The sequence below is a fragment of the Rhodococcus sp. EPR-157 genome (genome assembly GCF_001647195.1).
Classification (GTDB): domain Bacteria; phylum Actinomycetota; class Actinomycetes; order Mycobacteriales; family Mycobacteriaceae; genus Rhodococcoides.
The window spans coordinates 1-17,638 of record NZ_LVCV01000019.1 but is presented as its reverse complement, the minus strand read 5'-3'; the positions used below and the strand labels follow the sequence as shown (position 1 = coordinate 17,638).

Annotated in this window: 16 protein-coding genes; 8 read left to right on the top strand and 8 right to left on the bottom strand. The window is 63.9% G+C overall.

What is annotated here, in order from left to right; translation table 11 throughout:
* The coding region (locus tag A2J03_RS00795; RefSeq protein WP_442971307.1) for a 5'-3' exonuclease at positions 1-464 on the bottom strand (464 nt) is incomplete at its 3' end.
* Between the two features lie 27 nt (positions 465-491).
* On the opposite strand from A2J03_RS00795, the gene A2J03_RS00790 reads away from it, so the two are divergent.
* Positions 492-1,637 carry a M24 family metallopeptidase gene (locus A2J03_RS00790; protein ID WP_068368383.1) on the top strand — a complete coding sequence of 382 codons (1,146 nt, stop codon included), beginning with the start codon at positions 492-494 and terminating at the stop codon, positions 1,635-1,637.
* On the opposite strand, the gene A2J03_RS00785 is transcribed toward A2J03_RS00790, so the two are convergent.
* The gene (locus A2J03_RS00785; protein WP_068368381.1) at positions 1,627-2,031 is read right to left on the bottom strand and encodes a TIGR03618 family F420-dependent PPOX class oxidoreductase; all 405 of its coding nucleotides are present in this window, start codon (positions 2,029-2,031) and stop codon (positions 1,627-1,629) included. The two genes, A2J03_RS00790 and A2J03_RS00785, sit on opposite strands and share 11 nt — an antisense overlap.
* Before the next feature lie 23 nt (positions 2,032-2,054).
* Here A2J03_RS00785 and A2J03_RS00780 point away from each other — a divergent pair, with 23 nt between their 5' ends.
* Genes A2J03_RS00780 through A2J03_RS00770 form a run of 3 tightly spaced genes read left to right on the top strand, consistent with a single transcriptional unit; the run spans position 2,055 to position 4,761 of the window.
* A complete protein-coding gene (locus A2J03_RS00780; RefSeq protein WP_068368376.1) occupies positions 2,055-2,816 on the top strand; it encodes an SDR family NAD(P)-dependent oxidoreductase in 762 nt (253 codons plus the stop codon).
* On the top strand, positions 2,813-4,021 hold the full coding sequence (cbiE, locus tag A2J03_RS00775) for a precorrin-6y C5,15-methyltransferase (decarboxylating) subunit CbiE (protein ID WP_231912307.1): 1,209 nt from the start codon (positions 2,813-2,815) through the stop codon (positions 4,019-4,021). Before A2J03_RS00780 ends, cbiE begins: the two co-directional genes overlap by 4 nt.
* Positions 4,000-4,761 (top strand): cobalt-precorrin-6A reductase, encoded by a 762-nt coding sequence (locus tag A2J03_RS00770; RefSeq protein ID WP_068368370.1) that lies wholly within the window; start codon positions 4,000-4,002, stop codon positions 4,759-4,761. The genes cbiE and A2J03_RS00770 overlap by 22 nt, the downstream gene beginning before the upstream one ends.
* Here the strand turns inward: A2J03_RS00770 and cobJ are convergent.
* The 4 genes from cobJ to A2J03_RS00750 are packed head-to-tail and all read right to left on the bottom strand — an operon-like array spanning position 4,758 to position 9,444.
* Positions 4,758-6,245, bottom strand: a complete 1,488-nt coding sequence (gene cobJ / locus A2J03_RS00765; protein WP_068368368.1) for a precorrin-3B C(17)-methyltransferase — start codon at positions 6,243-6,245, stop codon at positions 4,758-4,760. The two genes, A2J03_RS00770 and cobJ, sit on opposite strands and share 4 nt — an antisense overlap.
* Positions 6,242-6,868, bottom strand: a complete 627-nt coding sequence (locus tag A2J03_RS00760) for a precorrin-8X methylmutase (RefSeq protein WP_068368365.1) — start codon at positions 6,866-6,868, stop codon at positions 6,242-6,244. Before A2J03_RS00760 ends, cobJ begins: the two co-directional genes overlap by 4 nt.
* 31 nt (positions 6,869-6,899) lie before the next feature.
* Positions 6,900-8,036, bottom strand: a complete 1,137-nt coding sequence (gene cobG / locus A2J03_RS00755; protein ID WP_068368358.1) for a precorrin-3B synthase — start codon at positions 8,034-8,036, stop codon at positions 6,900-6,902.
* A 10-nt stretch (positions 8,037-8,046) separates the two neighbouring features.
* The gene (locus A2J03_RS00750; protein WP_068368355.1) at positions 8,047-9,444 is read right to left on the bottom strand and encodes an alanine--tRNA ligase-related protein; all 1,398 of its coding nucleotides are present in this window, start codon (positions 9,442-9,444) and stop codon (positions 8,047-8,049) included.
* 173 nt (positions 9,445-9,617) lie between these two features.
* Between A2J03_RS00750 and cobN the strand changes: the two genes are divergently transcribed.
* Genes cobN through A2J03_RS00735 form a run of 3 tightly spaced genes read left to right on the top strand, consistent with a single transcriptional unit; the run spans position 9,618 to position 15,273 of the window.
* A complete protein-coding gene (gene cobN, locus A2J03_RS00745; RefSeq protein ID WP_068368352.1) occupies positions 9,618-13,223 on the top strand; it encodes a cobaltochelatase subunit CobN in 3,606 nt (1,201 codons plus the stop codon).
* Between the two features lie 15 nt (positions 13,224-13,238).
* Positions 13,239-13,616 (top strand): PPOX class F420-dependent oxidoreductase, encoded by a 378-nt coding sequence (locus A2J03_RS00740; protein ID WP_068368349.1) that lies wholly within the window; start codon positions 13,239-13,241, stop codon positions 13,614-13,616.
* Between the two features lie 22 nt (positions 13,617-13,638).
* Positions 13,639-15,273 (top strand): amidohydrolase, encoded by a 1,635-nt coding sequence (locus A2J03_RS00735; protein WP_068368346.1) that lies wholly within the window; start codon positions 13,639-13,641, stop codon positions 15,271-15,273.
* On the opposite strand, the gene A2J03_RS00730 is transcribed toward A2J03_RS00735, so the two are convergent.
* A complete protein-coding gene (locus A2J03_RS00730; protein WP_068368341.1) occupies positions 15,265-15,864 on the bottom strand; it encodes a TIGR03086 family metal-binding protein in 600 nt (199 codons plus the stop codon). The genes A2J03_RS00735 and A2J03_RS00730 overlap by 9 nt on opposite strands.
* A 61-nt stretch (positions 15,865-15,925) precedes the next feature.
* Here A2J03_RS00730 and A2J03_RS00725 point away from each other — a divergent pair, with 61 nt between their 5' ends.
* The gene (locus A2J03_RS00725; protein WP_068368338.1) at positions 15,926-16,873 is read left to right on the top strand and encodes a helix-turn-helix transcriptional regulator; all 948 of its coding nucleotides are present in this window, start codon (positions 15,926-15,928) and stop codon (positions 16,871-16,873) included.
* Here the strand turns inward: A2J03_RS00725 and A2J03_RS00720 are convergent.
* A complete protein-coding gene (locus A2J03_RS00720) occupies positions 16,855-17,493 on the bottom strand; it encodes a maleylpyruvate isomerase N-terminal domain-containing protein (protein ID WP_068368335.1) in 639 nt (212 codons plus the stop codon). The genes A2J03_RS00725 and A2J03_RS00720 overlap by 19 nt on opposite strands.
* Positions 17,494-17,638: the final 145 nt, after the last annotated feature.

Sequence of the window (17,638 nt, the reverse complement as noted above, 5' to 3'; positions counted from 1 at the left end):
AGATCTCGATCACCACTGACCACGACGACAGGGTCCTGACGTTCGCGAAATGCCAAGGTGCCGAGAACGTCGTCGGCCTCCAGGCCTTCGGCCCCCGCAGTAGCGATGCCTGCGGCAGCCAACACTGCCATGATCATGTCGACCTGCGGCGTGAGATTGTCCGGGACTTCTTCGCTTTCGGGCGTGCCCGACGCAGCTTCGGCGACTCGGTGCGCCTTGTACGACGGAACTGCATCGACGCGGAACTGCGGCCGCCAGTTCAGGTCGAGGCACACCGCCAGGCGGCTCGGCTCGGTTCTGGCCATCAATGCGGACACCATGTCGATGAATCCACGCACCGCGTTCACCGGCCGCCCGTCCGGTGCCGTAATCGATTCCGGCAGTGCGTAGTAGGCGCGGAACCATAGGCTCGCTCCGTCGAGCAGGAGCAGAGGCGAGTTTCCTGGGGCAGTCATGGCCATCATCTTGCCAAACGCCGATAGCCTGTAGGAATGAGTTCCGATTCGACGACGCCAGCTGCCAGATTCTCCTCCGATATCTACGCCTCACGACTGTCACGAGCTGCCGAGTACGCAGGCCAGGCGGGGCTCGACGCCTTGCTCATCACCCCGGGCCCGGACCTGCAGTACCTTGTCGGTTCACGAGCCGGTTCGTTCGAACGGCTGATCTGTCTCGTGATCCCCGCCGACGGAACGACTCCGACCGTTGTGGTGCCTCGGTTGGAGCTCGCCGCGCTGAAGGAATCGGCAGTGGCGGATCTCGGTCTGACGGTTTCGGACTGGGTGGACGGGTTCAGCCCCTACGACATCGTCGCCGCAGGTCTTCCCGCAGGCGCAGCCACCGCGGTCGACGATGCGATGCCTGCTTTGCATTTCGTACCGCTCGCAGAGCGTCTCGGCCGAACCCCCATTCTCGCGACGGCGGTCCTTCGTCGGCTGCGCATGCTGAAGGACGACGCGGAGATCGATGCACTTCGCCGCGCCGGGCAGGCCATCGACCGTGTGCACAGCCGGATGGGTGAGTTCTTGGCGGTGGGCCGAACCGAGGCCGCCGTCGCCGCAGACATCGCTGCTGCCATCCTCGAGGAGGGGCACACCGAGGCCGCCTTCATCATCGTCGGCTCGGGCCCCCACGGCGCCGATCCGCACCACGAGGTCTCCGACCGGGTCATCGAGGCGGGCGACGTCGTCGTGATCGACATCGGTGGGCCGGTTGCACCCGGATACAACTCGGATTCGACGCGAACATACGTCCTGGGCGAGCCCTCAGCTGAGGTGGCCGCGCAGTACGCCACTCTCGAACGAGCACAGCAGGCGGCGGTGGACGCAGTCAGACCTGGCGTGACGGCCGAGTCGATCGATGCCGCGGCTCGCGACATTCTGGTCGCCGAAGGGCTCGGTGAGGCCTTCCTGCATCGCACCGGTCACGGGATCGGGCTGTCCGTGCACGAGGAGCCGTACATCGTGGCAGGCAACGACATCGAACTCGCCGAGGGCATGGCATTCAGCATCGAGCCAGGCATCTACTTCCGCGGACTGTGGGGCGCGCGGATCGAAGATATCGTAGTGGTGACCGCCGACGGGTGCGAGTCCGTCAACCTGAGACCACACGGACTGACGGTTCTTCCTATCGGTTGAGCAACGACCTCGAACCCAGAATTCGCCGCACTGCGATTCGAACGACCACTCGTTCGGGATTCTCTCGCGGAACGCGGTAGCGCTGCGCGTACCGATTCTCGGCGTCGACTACGTCGTCCGGTGCGGTGAGTACGTCCGATGCCCCTTCGAGGGTCAGCCATCGTGCCCCATCGACCTGACTCACTGCGGCGTAGCCACCGCGCGCGGCGTTGAGCGCCTTCTGGGACGCCCGACTGGTGATCACCCGAACCACGGAGCTCTCCGCATCCCACGTGAATCCGACGGCAACGACATGCGGCGTTCCGTCCTTGCGGAGGGTCGTCAGTGTCGCAAGATGACGCTCGGCAAGGAACTGGGTTGCATCCGACGTGAGAGACGCGGGGGTGGTGGCCATGCTGCAAACGGTAATCGGCGAGACTGTCGGGTGTGACACCCACTCGCGAAAACGGCACTCTCCTGATCCTCGGCGGACGCAGCGAGATCGGACTGGAAGTCGCCACGCGCCTTGCCCGCGGCAGAACCGTCGTGCTGGCTGCACGGCGAAGTAGCGACATGGGCGAACAGATCGAGAGGGTGTCCGCGGCGGGCGCCAGCGAGGTGGCTACCGTCGAATTCGACGCCGATGATCTGAGCTCCCATGCCGAGTTGTTGCAATCAGTGGCCCAGTTACACGGACAGTTGGCGACGGTCGTGTTGGCGTTCGGGATTCTCGGTGAGCAAGCGAGAGCCGAAGTCGACGCCGCTCACGCGTTGGCGATCGTCCATACCGACTACGTCGCACAGGTTTCCGTCCTCACTCATGCCGCGAACCTGTTGCGCGAGCAGGGGAGCGGACAGCTGGTGGTGTTCTCCTCGGTAGCAGGCGTCCGCGTGCGCAAGGCCAACTACGTCTACGGTTCTGCGAAGGCCGGCTTGCACGGTTTTGCCAGCGGCCTGTCCGATGCCCTCCACGGAACCGGTGTCGATCTCCTGCTGGTCACGCCTGGATTCGTCATCGGGTCGATGACCGAGGGAATGACACCCGCGCCGTTCTCGAGTACTCCCGGTCAGGTGGCCGACGCAGTAGTGCGCGCACTCGCCAGGGGCCGCTCCACGGTGTGGGTGCCGGGGATTCTGGCGCCCATCTACCTCGTCCTGCACATGGTGCCGGCACGGTTGTGGCGAAAGCTACCCCGGTGACGGCACTTCCGATCGACGTCGTCGGTATCGGTGCCGACGGATGGGATGGGCTCGCGGAGTCGGTGCGGAGAGTCGTCACCGAGGCGGACATGGTGTTCGGTTCGGTGCGGCAGCTCGCCTCGCTGCCTCTCACCGCCGAGCGCCGTCGCTGCTGGCCGAGCCCACTGCTTCCGAACCTGCGACCGCTGATAAACGAGTTCGACGGTCAGCAGATCTGTGTACTCGCGAGCGGGGACCCGATGTTTCACGGGATCGGCGTCAGCCTGGTACGCGAGTTCGGCGCGGCCCGGCTGCGAGTGATTCCTGCGCCGTCGTCGCTGTCGCTGGCATGTGCACGGCTCGGATGGGCCGTACACACCACGACGACCGTGAGCGTGGTGAATTCACCTGTTTCTACCCTCCTGCCCGCATTGTCCGACGGGGTACGAGTACTTGTCCTGTCTCGCAACGAGCAGACCCCCGCAGAGGTAGCCGCGTTGCTTCGCGATTCTGGGTTCGGGCGATCACGTATCACCGTGTTGGAACAGCTCGGTGGCCCCGACGAGAGAACCCTGTCCACCACAGCGGCTGCATGGGCCCACCCAGCCGGAGATGCGCTGAACGTCGTTGCCATCGAGTGCGTTGCCGATCCACTCGCTATCAGAACGACTCGTGTCCCCGGGTTACCGGACAGTGTGTACACCGGCGACGGACAGCTCACCAAGTCGGAGGTCCGAGCTCTCACGCTCGCTGCGCTGGCACCGGCGCCCGGTGAGCTTCTCTGGGACGTCGGCGGGGGATCGGGGTCGATTGCGATCGAATGGATGCGCACCGATCCGCGATGCCGCGCAACGGTATTCGAATCGTCACCGAGCAGGTGTGCGCAGATCGAAACCAACGCCGCGGCCCTGGGCGTACCGGGATTGAACATCACTGCTGGGACAGCGCCGCAGACCTTCGACTCTCGATTCCCCGATGCGGTGTTCATCGGCGGCGGCCTCACCGCTCCGGGCATGATCGGTGCCTGCTGGGAACGGCTGGCGCCAGGGGGTCGCCTGGTGGCCAACGCTGTCACCGCAGAGTCCGAAGCGCTTCTGCTGACTTGTGTCTCGCGCTTCGGCGGTTCGCTGCGCAAATTCCAGATCTACCGTGCTGAGCCTCTCGGTTCCTTCACGAGTTGGCGCCCACAGCTTCCCGTTGCGCAATGGATCGCTGTCAAGCTGTGAAGATCTTGCTGCTGGGGGGCACGACGGAGTCGAGGGCTCTCGCCGAGTTGCTCGCGGCAGATATGCGAATCGAGGTAGTGACATCGCTGGCGGGGCGCGTGCGCCGGCCGATGTTGCCGGGAGGTGCTGTCAGACTCGGCGGATTCGGTGGGGCCGAGGGTCTCGCCGGATGGATCGTAGACAACGATGTCGACGTGGTCGTCGATGCCACCCATCCCTTCGCGGCGGCGATAACGGCGAATGCCCATGCTGCCGCGACCGCCACCGACGTTCCCCTCGTCCAACTCGTGCGTCCGGAATGGCGACCCGAGCCCGGGGACGATTGGGTTTCCGCGGCTTCGGTGACCGAGGCGGCGTCGATCGTGGAATCGACTGCGCAGCGGGCATTTCTGACCATCGGACGGCAAGGTGTGAACGCATTCGCACACATCGAGCGGACATGGTTTCTCGTGCGTTGTATCGATCCGCCCGAGGTACCGATGCCTCCGAATCACCGATCGCTACTGACGCGAGGGCCTTTCGACGTCGACGACGAGATAGCTCTGCTACGCGATCATCGCATCGACGTGGTGGTCAGCAAGAACAGCGGAGGAGCGATGACGGAGGCGAAAATCATCGCAGCACGAGCCCTCGGCGTAACCGTCGTGATGATCGAGCGACCACTGTTGCCCGTCGGCGATGTCGTCACCGAGTCCCCGGAGGCGGTAGTGGACTGGCTGCGGTCGACCGAACCGACCTAGGGATAGCGTCGGGACGTGAAAACCTGAGCACCGCAGCCGGTCCCGACGATTCGAGTCTGCGAGGAACCGATGATCAGCAGGCACCGCATATCTATTTCGCTCGGTTCGAGATCGGCCAGGCGGACGGTGCGGACGGATTCCTGGTCGCTGCCGACAGCCCGCCCGATCACCACAGGAGTATCCGGGCCTCGGTGCTCGAGGAGAAGATCGCGCATCGCCCCGACCTGCCACGTTCGCGACTTGGAGGCGGGGTTGTACACCGCGATCGCCATGTCGGCGGCAGCTACGGCTGCCAGTCGTGTGGCCACTATGTCCCACGGCTTCAGACGATCGGACAGCGAGATGACAGCGTAGTCGTGACCGAGTGGGGCTCCGACTCGGCTCGCGACGGCATTGGCCGCTGTCATGCCCGGTACCACCCGGACAGGGACTCCCGACCACTCGGGCTCGGCCGCCACTTCGAGGACGGCAGCTGCCATCGCGAACACGCCAGGGTCGCCGGACGACACAACGACGACGCGCTTTCCCCGTTTGGCCAGGTCGAGCGCGAAAGCCGCTCGCTCGGACTCGACCCTGTTGTCGCTCGCATGACGGACCTGGCCGGTGCGCACTGCGACCCGATCCAGATAGGTTACGTACCCGACCAGATCCGTTGCAGCGGAAAGCTCGTGGCGAACCTCGTCCGTCGTCCACCGGTCGGCACCAGGTCCCAGCCCGACGACGACGACCTCCCCGCGCCTTGGTTTCTCGGTTCGATTGTTCGAGGGGCTCGGAACCAAGGCGATCGAGAAGTACGGAACCGCTGATGCGTCGACGTCCGCGACATCGAGAACACGCTGTCGTTCGGTACTCGCGCGTTCGACGTATTTGGCCTCGCCGAGCCTCCCTGAAATCTCCAGGGCCTTCACCACAGTCGGAAATGTTCTGCCGAGCTTCATGATCGCAGCGGCATCCGTGGCGCGCAGGCGTCGCGCCAGTTCCTCTACCGGCAACGTTCCCGGCAACACCGTGAAGACTTCGTCGCGTTCGACCAGTGGAGTCGCCAACGCTGCCGACGCCGCGCTGACCGACGTCACCCCCGGAACGACTTCCACGTCGAACCGGTCGGCGAGTCGCTTGTGCATGTGCATGTACGAGCTGTAGAAAAGCGGGTCACCCTCGGCGAGCAGAGCCACTGATCTGCCGGCCTGAAGGTGAGCGGCCAGCCGCGCCGCTGCATTCTCGTAGAATTCGTCTATCGCACCCTGGTAGCCGCCGGGGTGATCGGTGGTCTCGGTTGTCACGGGGTAGACGAGATGTTCTTCGGTTTGATCGTCTCGCATATATCGGTCCGCGACACCTCGAGAGATGCTGCGCCCGTGCTGCGCGCTGTGGAAGGCAATCACGTCGGCTTCGCCGATGATGCGGGCAGCCTTGACCGTCACGAGTTCCGGGTCGCCCGGTCCGAGACCTACACCCCACAATTTTCCAGGTGTCACTGTCATTCTTCTTCACTCGCAATGGCATTCACTGCGGCGGCGGTGATCGCGCTACCGCCGCGGCGACCGCGGACTACGAGGTACTCCACGCCCAGGCCGGACGCGATCAGATCTTCCTTGGATTCCGCTGCACCGATGAAGCCGACGGGTCCACCAACGATGGCGGCCGGCTTCGGAGCGCCACCGGCAAGCATCTCGAGAAGATGGAAGAGCGCGGTCGGCGCATTGCCGATCGCGACAACAGCCCCACCGAGTCGGTCGCCCCATAATTCCAGCGCGGCGGCGGTGCGAGTGGTGCCCATCTTCTCGGCCAGAGCGCGGACCGTCGGATCGGACAACGTACAGACCACTTCGTTGTCTGCAGGTAGGCGTCGGCGGGTAACACCGGCTGCCACCATGTTCGCGTCGCACAGTATCGGCGCGCCCGCATTCAGAGCTGCGCGTGCATCGCGCACGACGTTCGGCGTCGCCGCCACCACCTCGGTCAGATCGACTTCACCACTGGCATGGATCATCCGGACGACGACCTGGGCGATGTCGGGGGAGAATGCCGACAGATCTGCTTCGGCCCTGATGGTTGCGAAGGACTGTCGGTAGATCTCCGCACCGTCGCGGATGTAGTCGTGCATGGTGCTCACGATAGGTCAGGTCCGCCGCGCGTCAGGACACCCGGTAGCCGGAAGGTCCGGCAACGACATCGAGTACATCGCCCTTGGGCTTGCCGCATCGGCGGTCGCAGCCCGACCAATGTTGACGTCCGGAGCGCGTGACGGCGCCGGTCTCGATCGCCTCTCTCAAGTCGGATCGAACGTCTGCATGCGACTTCTCGCATCCCGGAGATCCCGTACATGCGCTGGCGTCGATCCAGGGCGAATTCTCGTCGAAGATCAGGCCCATCGGAGCGAGCACCCGTACGACTGCCTCTGCCGCATTCTCGTCGAGATCGCAGACCACGAGACTGCGCCAGGGAGTCATCACGAGCGGCGTGTCGATCGCAGCCAAGAACTCGCCGAGGCGCGCGTCGAGAGTGCCGAGCGCGAGTGCACCTCCGAGGGACACCCCTCCGTCGTCCTGGGGTATCCAGCCGATGGGCGGAACACCGTCCGGCGCGACGAGCGAATCGACGTCGTCCGCCGGTGTGAGACCCAACTCAGTGAGTACGCGTGCGCGACCGTCGTCGAGTTCGCTCAGCCGCCACTCGGTGGTGCGCATGCGGACGAACGCTCTCGCTGACGCCACCAAGACGTCGACGACGTCGCTTCCAACGATGCGCACCCGTGAGTCGACCCCGGATAACACCAGTGCATACGTGGTGGGGGTCACAGCGCGCACGGCGAAATCCGGGTCGGACGCGATCACGTCACCTCGGCCGTCATCGAGTGCGAACAACGTCCGCCCGGGAAGGTCGGCCAATTCACGGTCCGCGCACACCGCGGTATCCAGCGTCGATATAAGCCCGCGCACATCGGCGAGACCGCCGACGCGGCCGGTCAGTGGCGACGCGAGTATGTTCCGTACGCGTTCGTGCGTCGCGGACGGCAGCAGGCCCGCGTCTGCGAGTCTGCGGGCCAGCTCGTCGCTGTCCTGCACCGCGCGAAACTGAATGTTGCCTCGGGAGGTCAGCTCCATCGATCCGTTTCCGAGATCGCGGGCAGCCTGGGCGAGGGCGAGCATCTGCCCGGGCGTCAGTTGTCCGCCGGGTAGTCGAACCCGGGCCAACGGACCGTCGGCTGCCTGATGTGTCGACAGTGCACCCGGGCATCTGTCGGGTACAGCTCTCGGATCGGTCGAACTCACGACACCAAGGCTACAAGTGCATCTTGTTCGCAGCCCTCGACCGTTCGCGTTGCTCGCGCATCTTCGCATCGAACTCGGCTCGCCACTGATCGCTGACCGAGATCGCGTTGCTGCGAGCTTCCTCGACACTGAGCTCGACTGGGAAGCCGTAGGTGTCGTACAGAACGAACAGTTCGTCGCCGGTCACGAGCCGATCCGACATTCGGACGAGCTCTCGTAGGCCACGTCGCAGAGTCTGCCGGAAGGCTCTTTCCTCCTTGACCAGTGCGGCGATGACGTCGTCGTGGCGCTCGGCCACCTCGGGATACGCGTCGCGATAGAGATCGGCAATGGCAGGCACGATCTTCTGCAGAAAGTTCTCCTCGACCCCGAGCTCGAAGGCGTATCGGATCGCGCGGCGAACCAGACGGCGCAGGACGTATCCCTGTTCCTTGTTGCTCGGACGTACGCCGTCGACCGCCAGGAAGACCGCACCGCGAAGGTGGTCGGCAACGACCCGCATTGCGGTCGTGTGGGTGTCGTAGGACTTGCTCGTCAAGCTTTGCAGCTGTTCGACGATCGGCCACAGCAGGCTGCTTCGGAACACGTCGGGACTGTTCAAAGCCGCTGCGGCGATCCGCTCCAGACCGCCCCCGTAGTCGACATTTCTGCGTGGCAGGGCCGCAAAACCGTCCTCGGTGCGGGCGTACTGCATGAACACTGAATTGCCCAGCTCGATGTACCGGCCGCAGTCGCAGTTCTGGTGGCAGTACTGCCCGTATGCGGTGTCGTGTTGGACGTCCGGGTAAAGGTAGAAGACCTCCGAATCAGGTCCACCAGGTTCGCCGACCGGCATCGCTTCGGCTGCGCCTGCCCGGCACCACCAGTTCTTGCCGCCGTAGAACGCGATACGAGCCCCGTGGCTGCCCACTTCGCCGCCACGGCGCTCGGTTCCGAGGTCGACCTGGTCGGCATCGATGCCGGCAGCGGCGAACAGCGAAGCCCAGATGTCGGCGCTTTCGGTGTCCTTGGGAATGCCGTTTTGTTCGTCTCCGGCGAAGCAGGTCACGTAGATCCTGGCGGGATCGAGGCCGACGACATCGGTCAGAAACTCCCAGAACCACGGAATCTGCTCGGATTTGAAATAGTCGCCCAGACTCCAGTTGCCGAGCATTTCGAAAAAGGTCGTATGTCGGTTGTCGCCGACTTCTTCGATGTCCTGGACACGGACGCACGGCTGGCTGTCGGTCAGGCGGGTGCCGTCGGGATGCTCTGCGCCCAACAGATAGGGCAGGAGTTGTTGCATCCCACTGCCGTTGAAGAGGGTTGTCGGATCGTTTCGCGGGACGAGATTCGCCCGCTCGATCGGGTGATGTCCGCGTGCCGAGTAGAACTGCAGGTAGGCGCTGCGTATGGCTCTGGCATCCATTCGAAGGATGCTACGTCCGTTCGGTAGAGTTCGCGGTTGGATCGGCTCGGGCCGAGAGGAAGCCGGTGTAATTCCGGAGCGGTCGCGCCACTGTCACAGCCAGACCCTCTCCCGCGAGCTCGAGAACTGCATGGCAACCGAGGGGCGCGAAACCCTTCAGGAGGGCGTTACCTGTGATCCTGCTCCTGTCCACGTCGGACACCGATCTACTCAGCGCGCGAGCAAGCGGCGTCGACTACCGATGGGGGAACCCGTCCAGGCTGCTTGCCGACGACATTCCCGAGCTGGTTGCGGGTGCCGAACTGATCGTTCTACGAATCCTCGGATCGAAACGGTCGTGGGAGGAGGGCGTGGATGCAGTACTCGCCACGGGGCTTCCCGTAGTCGTTCTCGGTGGCGAGCAAGCGCCGGACGCCGAGTTGATGGAATTGTCGACGGTTCCGGGGAACGTCGCCGCCCAAGCGCACAATTATCTCGCCGAAGGCGGGCCGGAGAATCTGGCGCAGCTGTTCGGCTTCCTCTCCGACACCGTGCTCCTCACCGGCCATGGATTCTCAGCTCCGAAGCACACGCCGACCTGGGGCGTTCTCGAGCACACGCAGCACGCCGACGCAACGGGGCCCGTCATTGCGATCTTGTATTACCGCGCCCAACATCTCGCCGGCAACACCGCCTACATCGACGCACTGAGTTCGGCCGTCGAGTCGGCGGGCGGCAGGGCGCTACCGATCTTCTGCGCGTCGCTGCGGACTGCCGAGCGCGAACTCCTGGACACACTGAAGTCGGCCGACGCGATGATCGTGACCGTCCTGGCGGCGGGCGGGACCAAGCCTGCAGGTGCGTCGGCAGGTGGGGACGACGAAGCGTGGGACGTCGCGGAACTGGCTGCCCTCGACGTACCGATCCTTCAGGGACTGTGCCTGACCAGTAGTCGTGCGACGTGGGACGAGAACGACGACGGTCTATCGCCGCTCGATGTCGCGACTCAGGTCGCAGTTCCCGAGTTCGACGGCCGACTCATCACAGTTCCGTTCTCGTTCAAGGAGATCGACGGCGACGGCTTGACGACGTACGTCCCCGATCACGAGCGGGCGGCGCGGGTGGCAGGAATCGCAGTTCGGCACGCGAAACTGCGGCATATTCCGGCTTCGGATCGACGGATCGCGCTCATGTTCTCGGCGTATCCGACCAAACACGCTCGGATCGGCAACGCAGTCGGGCTCGATACTCCAGCCAGCGCGATCGCCCTGATGGCCGATATGCGCAGCGCCGGATACGATCTCGGACCCATCGACGGTCCGGATGCAATCCCGGGTCTGGCAGCGCGCGACGGTGATGCCCTCATCCACGCGTTGATCGCCCGCGGTGGTCAGGATCCGGACTGGCTGACTGCCGAGCAACTCGAAGGTAACCCGATTCGTATCTCGGCTGCGCGGTATCGGTCGTGGTTCGAAAGCTTGCCCGAGGACCTGACGTCCGCTGTCGAGGAGCACTGGGGGCCGGCGCCGGGCGATCTGTACGTCGATCGATCCTCGGATCCCGACGGTGAGATCGTGATCGCAGCCATGCAATTCGGAAACGTCGTCATCATGGTGCAGCCGCCGCGCGGTTTCGGCGAGAGACCGGTTGCGATCTATCACGATCCGGATCTCCCGCCGAGCCACCACTACCTGGCTGCCTACCGCTGGATTCGAGCCTCGACTTCCGACGGCGGATTCGGGGCGGACGCGATGGTGCATCTCGGTAAGCACGGGAATCTCGAATGGCTGCCGGGCAAGACCCTCGGAATGTCCGCATCGTGTGGCACCGATGCCGCGCTCGGCGACCTGCCGCTGATCTACCCGTTCCTCGTCAATGATCCCGGCGAGGGAACTCAGGCCAAGCGGCGTGCGCACGCAACCCTCGTCGACCATCTCATCCCTCCGATGGCCCGCGCGGAGAGCTACGGCGACATCGCACGTCTCGAGCAGCTGCTCGACGAGCACGCCAACATCTCAGCCCTCGACCCAGCAAAACTGCCTGCCATTCGTCAGCAGATCTGGACCCTGATGACGGCAGCGCAGATGCACCACGATCTCGGTCTGGAGGAGCGGCCTGACGAGGATGTATTCGACGACATGCTGCTTCACGTCGATGGCTGGCTATGCGAGATCAAGGACGTTCAGATTCGAGACGGCCTGCACATTCTCGGGCAGGAGCCCGTCGGCGACGCCGAAGTCGAGCTCGTCCTCGCCATGCTTCGGGCACGCCAGATGTGGGGCGGTGAGCAGTCTGTTCCCGGACTGAGGGAAGCTCTCGGCCTCAGCGAAGACGGCGACGAAGAACGTGTCCGTGTCGACGAAGTCGAGTCGATCGCTCATGGTCTCGTCGCGGAGATGCAGCAGACTCAGTGGGACCCGGCCGAAGCCGAGCGGGTTGCCGGCGAGCACGGTTCGACGGTCGCGGAGATTCTTCGATTTGCAGCCACCGAGGTGGTGCCTCGTCTACGGGGAACCTCTCGTGAGATCGATCAGGTTCTGCATGCGCTCGACGGCGGATTCATCGCCGCGGGCCCGAGCGGTTCGCCCCTGCGAGGCTTGATCAACGTGTTGCCGACCGGACGCAACTTCTATTCGGTCGATCCGAAGGCCGTGCCGTCGAAACTGGCATGGGAAACGGGTCAGGCGATGGCCGAATCGCTTCTGGCGCGATACAGACAGGACCATGGCGAGTGGCCGAAGTCGGTCGGTCTCTCGGTGTGGGGCACGTCGGCCATGCGGACTTCCGGAGACGATGTCGCCGAGGTCTTCGCGCTCCTCGGGGTGTCACCGGTGTGGGACGAGGCATCGCGCCGCGTCACGAGACTCTCGGTGATCGAGCTCGAGGAACTCGGCCGACCACGCATCGACGTGACGGTGCGAATCAGCGGCTTCTTCCGAGATGCATTTCCCCATGTGCTGGCATTGCTCGACGACGCGGTGCGACTCGTCGCAGCGCTCGACGAGCCCGCGGATCAGAACTTCGTTCGCGCGCATGCCCAGGCGGACCTTGCCGAACATGGCGATGAACGGCGTTCGACGACAAGGATCTTCGGATCGAAACCGGGTACCTACGGTGCGGGTCTGTTGCAGTTGATCGACAGCAAGACCTGGCGCAGCGACACAGATCTTGCGCAGGTGTACACGACGTGGGGTGGCTTCGCATACGGACGAGGACTCGACGGAGTTCCCGCGTCGGACGACATGCGGACTGCCTACAAGCGGATCGCGGTCGCGGCGAAGAACACCGACACTCGAGAGCACGACATCGCCGACTCGGACGACTACTTCCAGTACCACGGGGGCATGGTTGCCACCGTTCGTGCGTTGACGGGCAAGTCTCCAGAGGCGTACATCGGCGACAGCACGAGGCCTGAGTCCGTGCGCACCCGCACGTTGTCGGAGGAAACTGCCCGCGTGTTCCGTGCGCGGGTGGTCAATCCGCGGTGGCTCGAGGCGATGCGTCGACACGGATACAAGGGCGCGTTCGAGATGGCCGCGACCGTCGACTACCTGTTCGGGTACGACGCCACCACCAACGTCGTCGCGGACTGGATGTACGAGAAGCTCGCCGAGACCTATGTACTCGATGAGCAGAATCAGAAGTTCATGAAGCAATCGAACCCATGGGCGCTGCACGGCATCGCCGAGCGGTTGCTCGAGGCCGCCGAACGCGAGATGTGGGCCGAACCGGATGCCCAGATCCTGAATGGGCTGCGTCAGATCTATCTGGAAACAGAAGGAGAATTGGAGGGGGAATAGCCGTATTCTTGGCCCATGGCCACGTTTCAGGAGATTGCAGACGGAAAGTACGTCTCGCTCACGACGTTCAAGAAGGACGGCACGCCCGTCGCCACCCCGTTGTGGGGAGCGCGCGACGGCGACAGACTGTTGGTCTGGACCACTGCAGACTCATGGAAGGTCAAGCGGATCAAGCGAAACGCCACGGTGACTGTCGCCCCGTGCTCGGCTCGTGGAAAAGTCACGGGCGACGAGGTCAGCGGTGTCGCCGAGATACTCGACTCGGCCGGTACCGAAAAAGCTCGAGCTGCGATCTCGTCGAAATACGGCATCCTCGGATGGTTGACGGTGAAGGGCAGTTCGCTACGGCGTGGCAAGTCGGGCACTGTTGGCATTTCGGTCGTGCCGGCCTGAATTTCGACGCATACTTCTCGGTGTGCCCCCTACGTCGGTAGCTGATCTGGTGCTGCTTGGAACCGTGCTGACGGTCGACCCGTCTTTACCCACCGCCGGGGCGGTAGCTGTTCGAGCCGGCAAAATCGTGACGGTGGGTTCCCGAGACGAGATCGAAGAACAGATCGGGCCCGAGACCCGTGTCGTCGACGTCGGCGACGGATGCGTCATGCCTGGGTTGGTCGAGGCGCACGGGCATCCACTGATGGAAGCCCTGGTGTTGTCGGACCGCATGATCGATATTCGTCCAGTCACGATGAAGAATGCCGATGACGTGGTCGTGGCTATTCGGCGCGAAGTCGCGCGGCGAGGCGCGGAAGGTGCGGAAGGTGCGTTCCTGAGCGGATGGGACGCCCTGTTGCAGAGCGGACTGCCTGAACCTTCGCTTGCATGGTTGAACTCGATTGCGCCCACGACACCGCTTGTCGTGCTGCACAATTCGGGCCATCTCGCGTTCTTCAATTCGGCCGCAGCCTCGAGTGTCGGGCTGGACCGGAACACGCCGGACCCCAAGGGGGCGGCATACGGTCGCGACGCAGACGGCGAATTGGACGGAACTGCCCGCGAAACAGGAGCCGTGTTCCCTCTGGTTGCGGGTGCGATGACCGCCGGCGCATACCCGGCAATGCTTGTCGCCGAGTGCGCACGATTGAATCGCGCAGGGCTGACGACGTGCTCCGAGATGGCATACGACGCCGACTTCGGTCCCGCAGTCGACGCACTGAGTGCATCGGGTGCGCTCACCGTCCGGCTCCGAACCTACGAGATGTCGAATCCGTCGATGACGGCCCACAACCAACCCTCGAGCGGCGACGACATGGTTCGCCACACCGGCATCAAGATATGGGTCGACGGCTCCCCGTGGATCGGAAACATCGACCTGACCTTTCCATACCTCGATACCGACGCAACGAGGGCCATCGGCGTCCAGCCGGGATCCTGCGGACACGCCAACTACACCCGCGAGCAGTTGACCGACATCGTCGACGCATACTTCCCTCGGGGGTGGCCGATAGCCTGCCACGTCATGGGGGACAATGGGATCGATACCATCCTCGACGTATACCAGAGCGCCCTCGAGCGCCACCCGCGGTCCGATCATCGTTTGCGCCTGGAGCATGTGGGCGCCATTCGCCAGGATCAGTTGGAACGCGCAGTCTCGCTCGGCGTCACGTGCAGCTTGTTCGTCGATCAGATTCACTACTGGGGCGACGTTCTGGTGGACGGGCTGTTCGGACCCGAACACGGAACACGCTGGATGCCTGCGGGTTCGGCGGTTGCGGCGGGCATGCGAATCTCGCTACACAACGACCCGCCCGTCACGCCCGAGGAGCCGCTGCGCAACATTTCGGTCGCAGTAACACGAACCACTCCGAGCGGACGCGTGTCCGCCCCGGAGGAACGGCTCACCGTCGAACAGGCGATTCGCGCGCAGACCATCGATGCAGCGTGGCAGTTGTTTGCGGACGACATCGTCGGATCGATCGAGGTGGGGAAGTACGCGGACTTCGTTGTCTTGTCTGCAGACCCACGTGAGGTACCCCCGGAGAAGGTCGCGGAACTGGACGTTCGTGCGACCTTCCTCGGCGGAGTTCAGGTCTACGACGGATCAGCCTAGAAGCGCCGGGACCCACGGGTCGCTTACTCTGCCCGACCAATTCGCGAGGCGCTCCGTCGGTCCGGCACCCGGTCGTGACTCGACGACTTCGCCGAAGGGCATGAATTCGCGGGTGTCTGCTGGGATCGCCCCCGCTGCTGCATTCAGTACAGGTGTCACCATCTCGGGGGGTGCTTCGAATGATTGTCCGGTCGCGACAGCGAGATCCCACCCGTGCACGAATGTTTCGTTCAGGTAGGCCCACATCGCTGCGCGGCCGGGAACCACACCCCAGGGTGCAGCAACGGTCGTATCGAGCTTCGTGTCGTCTGCCCAGGCGTTCGTTGCTGCTGCAGCTTCGGCCATGAACGCCGTGCTGGGATCGCCGAAGCCCTCCAGTACGAACGGCACCGATTCCGCACTGCCGCCGTTGCCCATCGTGGCAGCGCGTCGAACACCGGCGAGCTGGTGTCCGATCAGCGTAGCGACGTCGAACTCGGTGCACGGCGTGGGGAGCGGCATTTGTTCGGTGCGCACTTCTCGGATCAGTGTGGCGACCCAGTCGAGGGCATCGCGGTAGAGGGGACGGGGATCGATGTCTGGTGTGGTCATGTGAACAGTCAAACCGCTATATATGACACCTTCTGACATATATTTCTGAAATGATCGGAGAATGCGGGCAGACAGGCTGATTTCGTTGGTCCTCCTACTGCGGAATCGCGGACGAATGTCGGCGTCACAGCTCGCGTACGAGTTGGAGGTGTCCGAACGGACGGTAATGCGTGATATCGACGCACTGTCGACGTCAGGCTTTCCCGTTTATGCCGAACGCGGACGACACGGTGGATTCGAGCTTCTACCGGGCTTCACCACCGACCTGACCGGACTGACAGTCGAGGAAGCCACGGCACTGTTGTCGGCTGATGCGTCGGCATCACTCGGAATGACAGCTTCGTTCGCCTCCGCCATGCGCAAGGTCGCTGCGTCCCTTCCGGAAGATCAGCGGCGTGTAGCTACGGGGGTGGCCGATCGTGTCCTGGTTCGCCCAGACGGGTGGCTCGGAGACGGTCCGAGGGACCAGCACCTGGGAGTCGTCCAACAGGCTGTATTCGAGGGAAGGCGTCTGCGGATCGAGTACGAGGGGCGCGCTAGACCTGCACGCGTGCGCACGGTAGACCCTCTCGGGCTGGTCCATGCCGCCGGCAGTTGGTATCTGTTGGCGACCTGCGACGGGCAGGATCGGACGTATCGGGTGGGGCGCATTCTGTTTGCAACGGTGACCGACGACCCTGCACAGCGAAGCGCGACGATCGACCTCGCTGCGATGTGGGACGCCAGGCGCGCGCAGTTCCGGGAAACTCGAAACCTTGTCGACGTTCGACTTCGAGTCCGCGCCGAATGTGTGAAGCAGGTCGAGGCAACAGCAATTCAGATCGGCGAAGTTTGCGACGAGCGCGACGGATGGTTGGAACTGAACGTCGTTCTCGGCGGTTCGGCCCACGCAGGGTCGCTCGTCTGGATGCTGGGTGACGACTGCGAAGTACTGGGACCCGCAGAGGTGCGCGCGCAGATCCACCTCCGTGCGCAACGGATGATGTCGAGTCACGCTCCCAAAACTTGATTGTGCCAACGCCATTCGCTGCGATACGGGCTGCCCGGTAGTTGTATCCTGCCAGTGGCCCACAGTAGTTCGGAGTAGCTACCAGCTGTCAGCGTGCCCGCGACGTCAGGAAAGAGTCTGGCCACTGTGCGACTGCACAGTGCTTCGTCAGGCGCCCATTCGACCTCAGTGCCCGAGAAGATGTCGTGACCGTGGACGATCACTTCCACGCACGTCATTGCCGCAAAGCCCTCGGCGCCGGTCCGGCCGTAAACGTGGTCGGCAGTGACATGCGGGGGAGTCGCTTCGGCGATCGCGATCAGCAAATTCGACGCCGAGCCGATCACGGCAGCAATTCCCTGAGGGCCTGCAGCACGTTTGGAGTGGACGAGTTCGTCGGGTGCGCCGACCCGCCGTCTCGTGGTCTCGAACGGAAGGTCGGCGGGATATGACGGCGCAGCCAACGTCGCCGCGTAGACGAAGAGGTCGTCCGCCAGGTGTTCTGCGGTCTCCCACCGCGTCCAGGCGAGTCTTCCTGCCTGCTCGTCCCACTGACCCATCGGAACGCGCATGACACCATCGAGGAGTTTGTTTATGAGGCGTCGGACATCTTGGGTGCGCGTTGCCACCGAGTCGGTCATGGATCGGATGCTGCCTTCATGCGTCCGGTGTTGTCCAGCATTTTCTTCCACTGCTCTTGTGTGCGGTCATAGTTCGGGTGGGCTGAAGTAGTTGTTGCCGTGTGGGTCGGTGGTGCGGATGACGTCGTCGGGGAGTCGTTCGGTG

Excerpts from the sequence above, each read along its gene's own strand:
- A2J03_RS00790 (WP_068368383.1), top strand. The coding sequence starts at position 492 with ATGAGTTCCGATTCGACGACGCCAGCTGCCAGATTCTCCTCCGATATC.
- A2J03_RS00785 (WP_068368381.1), bottom strand. The coding sequence starts at position 2,031 with ATGGCCACCACCCCCGCGTCTCTCACGTCGGATGCAACCCAGTTCCTT.
- A2J03_RS00770 (WP_068368370.1), top strand. The coding sequence starts at position 4,000 with ATGGATCGCTGTCAAGCTGTGAAGATCTTGCTGCTGGGGGGCACGACG.
- cobJ (WP_068368368.1), bottom strand. The coding sequence starts at position 6,245 with ATGACAGTGACACCTGGAAAATTGTGGGGTGTAGGTCTCGGACCGGGC.
- A2J03_RS00760 (WP_068368365.1), bottom strand. The coding sequence starts at position 6,868 with ATGCACGACTACATCCGCGACGGTGCGGAGATCTACCGACAGTCCTTC.
- A2J03_RS00750 (WP_068368355.1), bottom strand. The coding sequence starts at position 9,444 with ATGGATGCCAGAGCCATACGCAGCGCCTACCTGCAGTTCTACTCGGCA.
- A2J03_RS00740 (WP_068368349.1), top strand. The coding sequence starts at position 13,239 with ATGGCCACGTTTCAGGAGATTGCAGACGGAAAGTACGTCTCGCTCACG.
- A2J03_RS00730 (WP_068368341.1), bottom strand. The coding sequence starts at position 15,864 with ATGACCACACCAGACATCGATCCCCGTCCCCTCTACCGCGATGCCCTC.
- A2J03_RS00725 (WP_068368338.1), top strand. The coding sequence starts at position 15,926 with ATGCGGGCAGACAGGCTGATTTCGTTGGTCCTCCTACTGCGGAATCGC.
- A2J03_RS00720 (WP_068368335.1), bottom strand. The coding sequence starts at position 17,493 with ATGACCGACTCGGTGGCAACGCGCACCCAAGATGTCCGACGCCTCATA.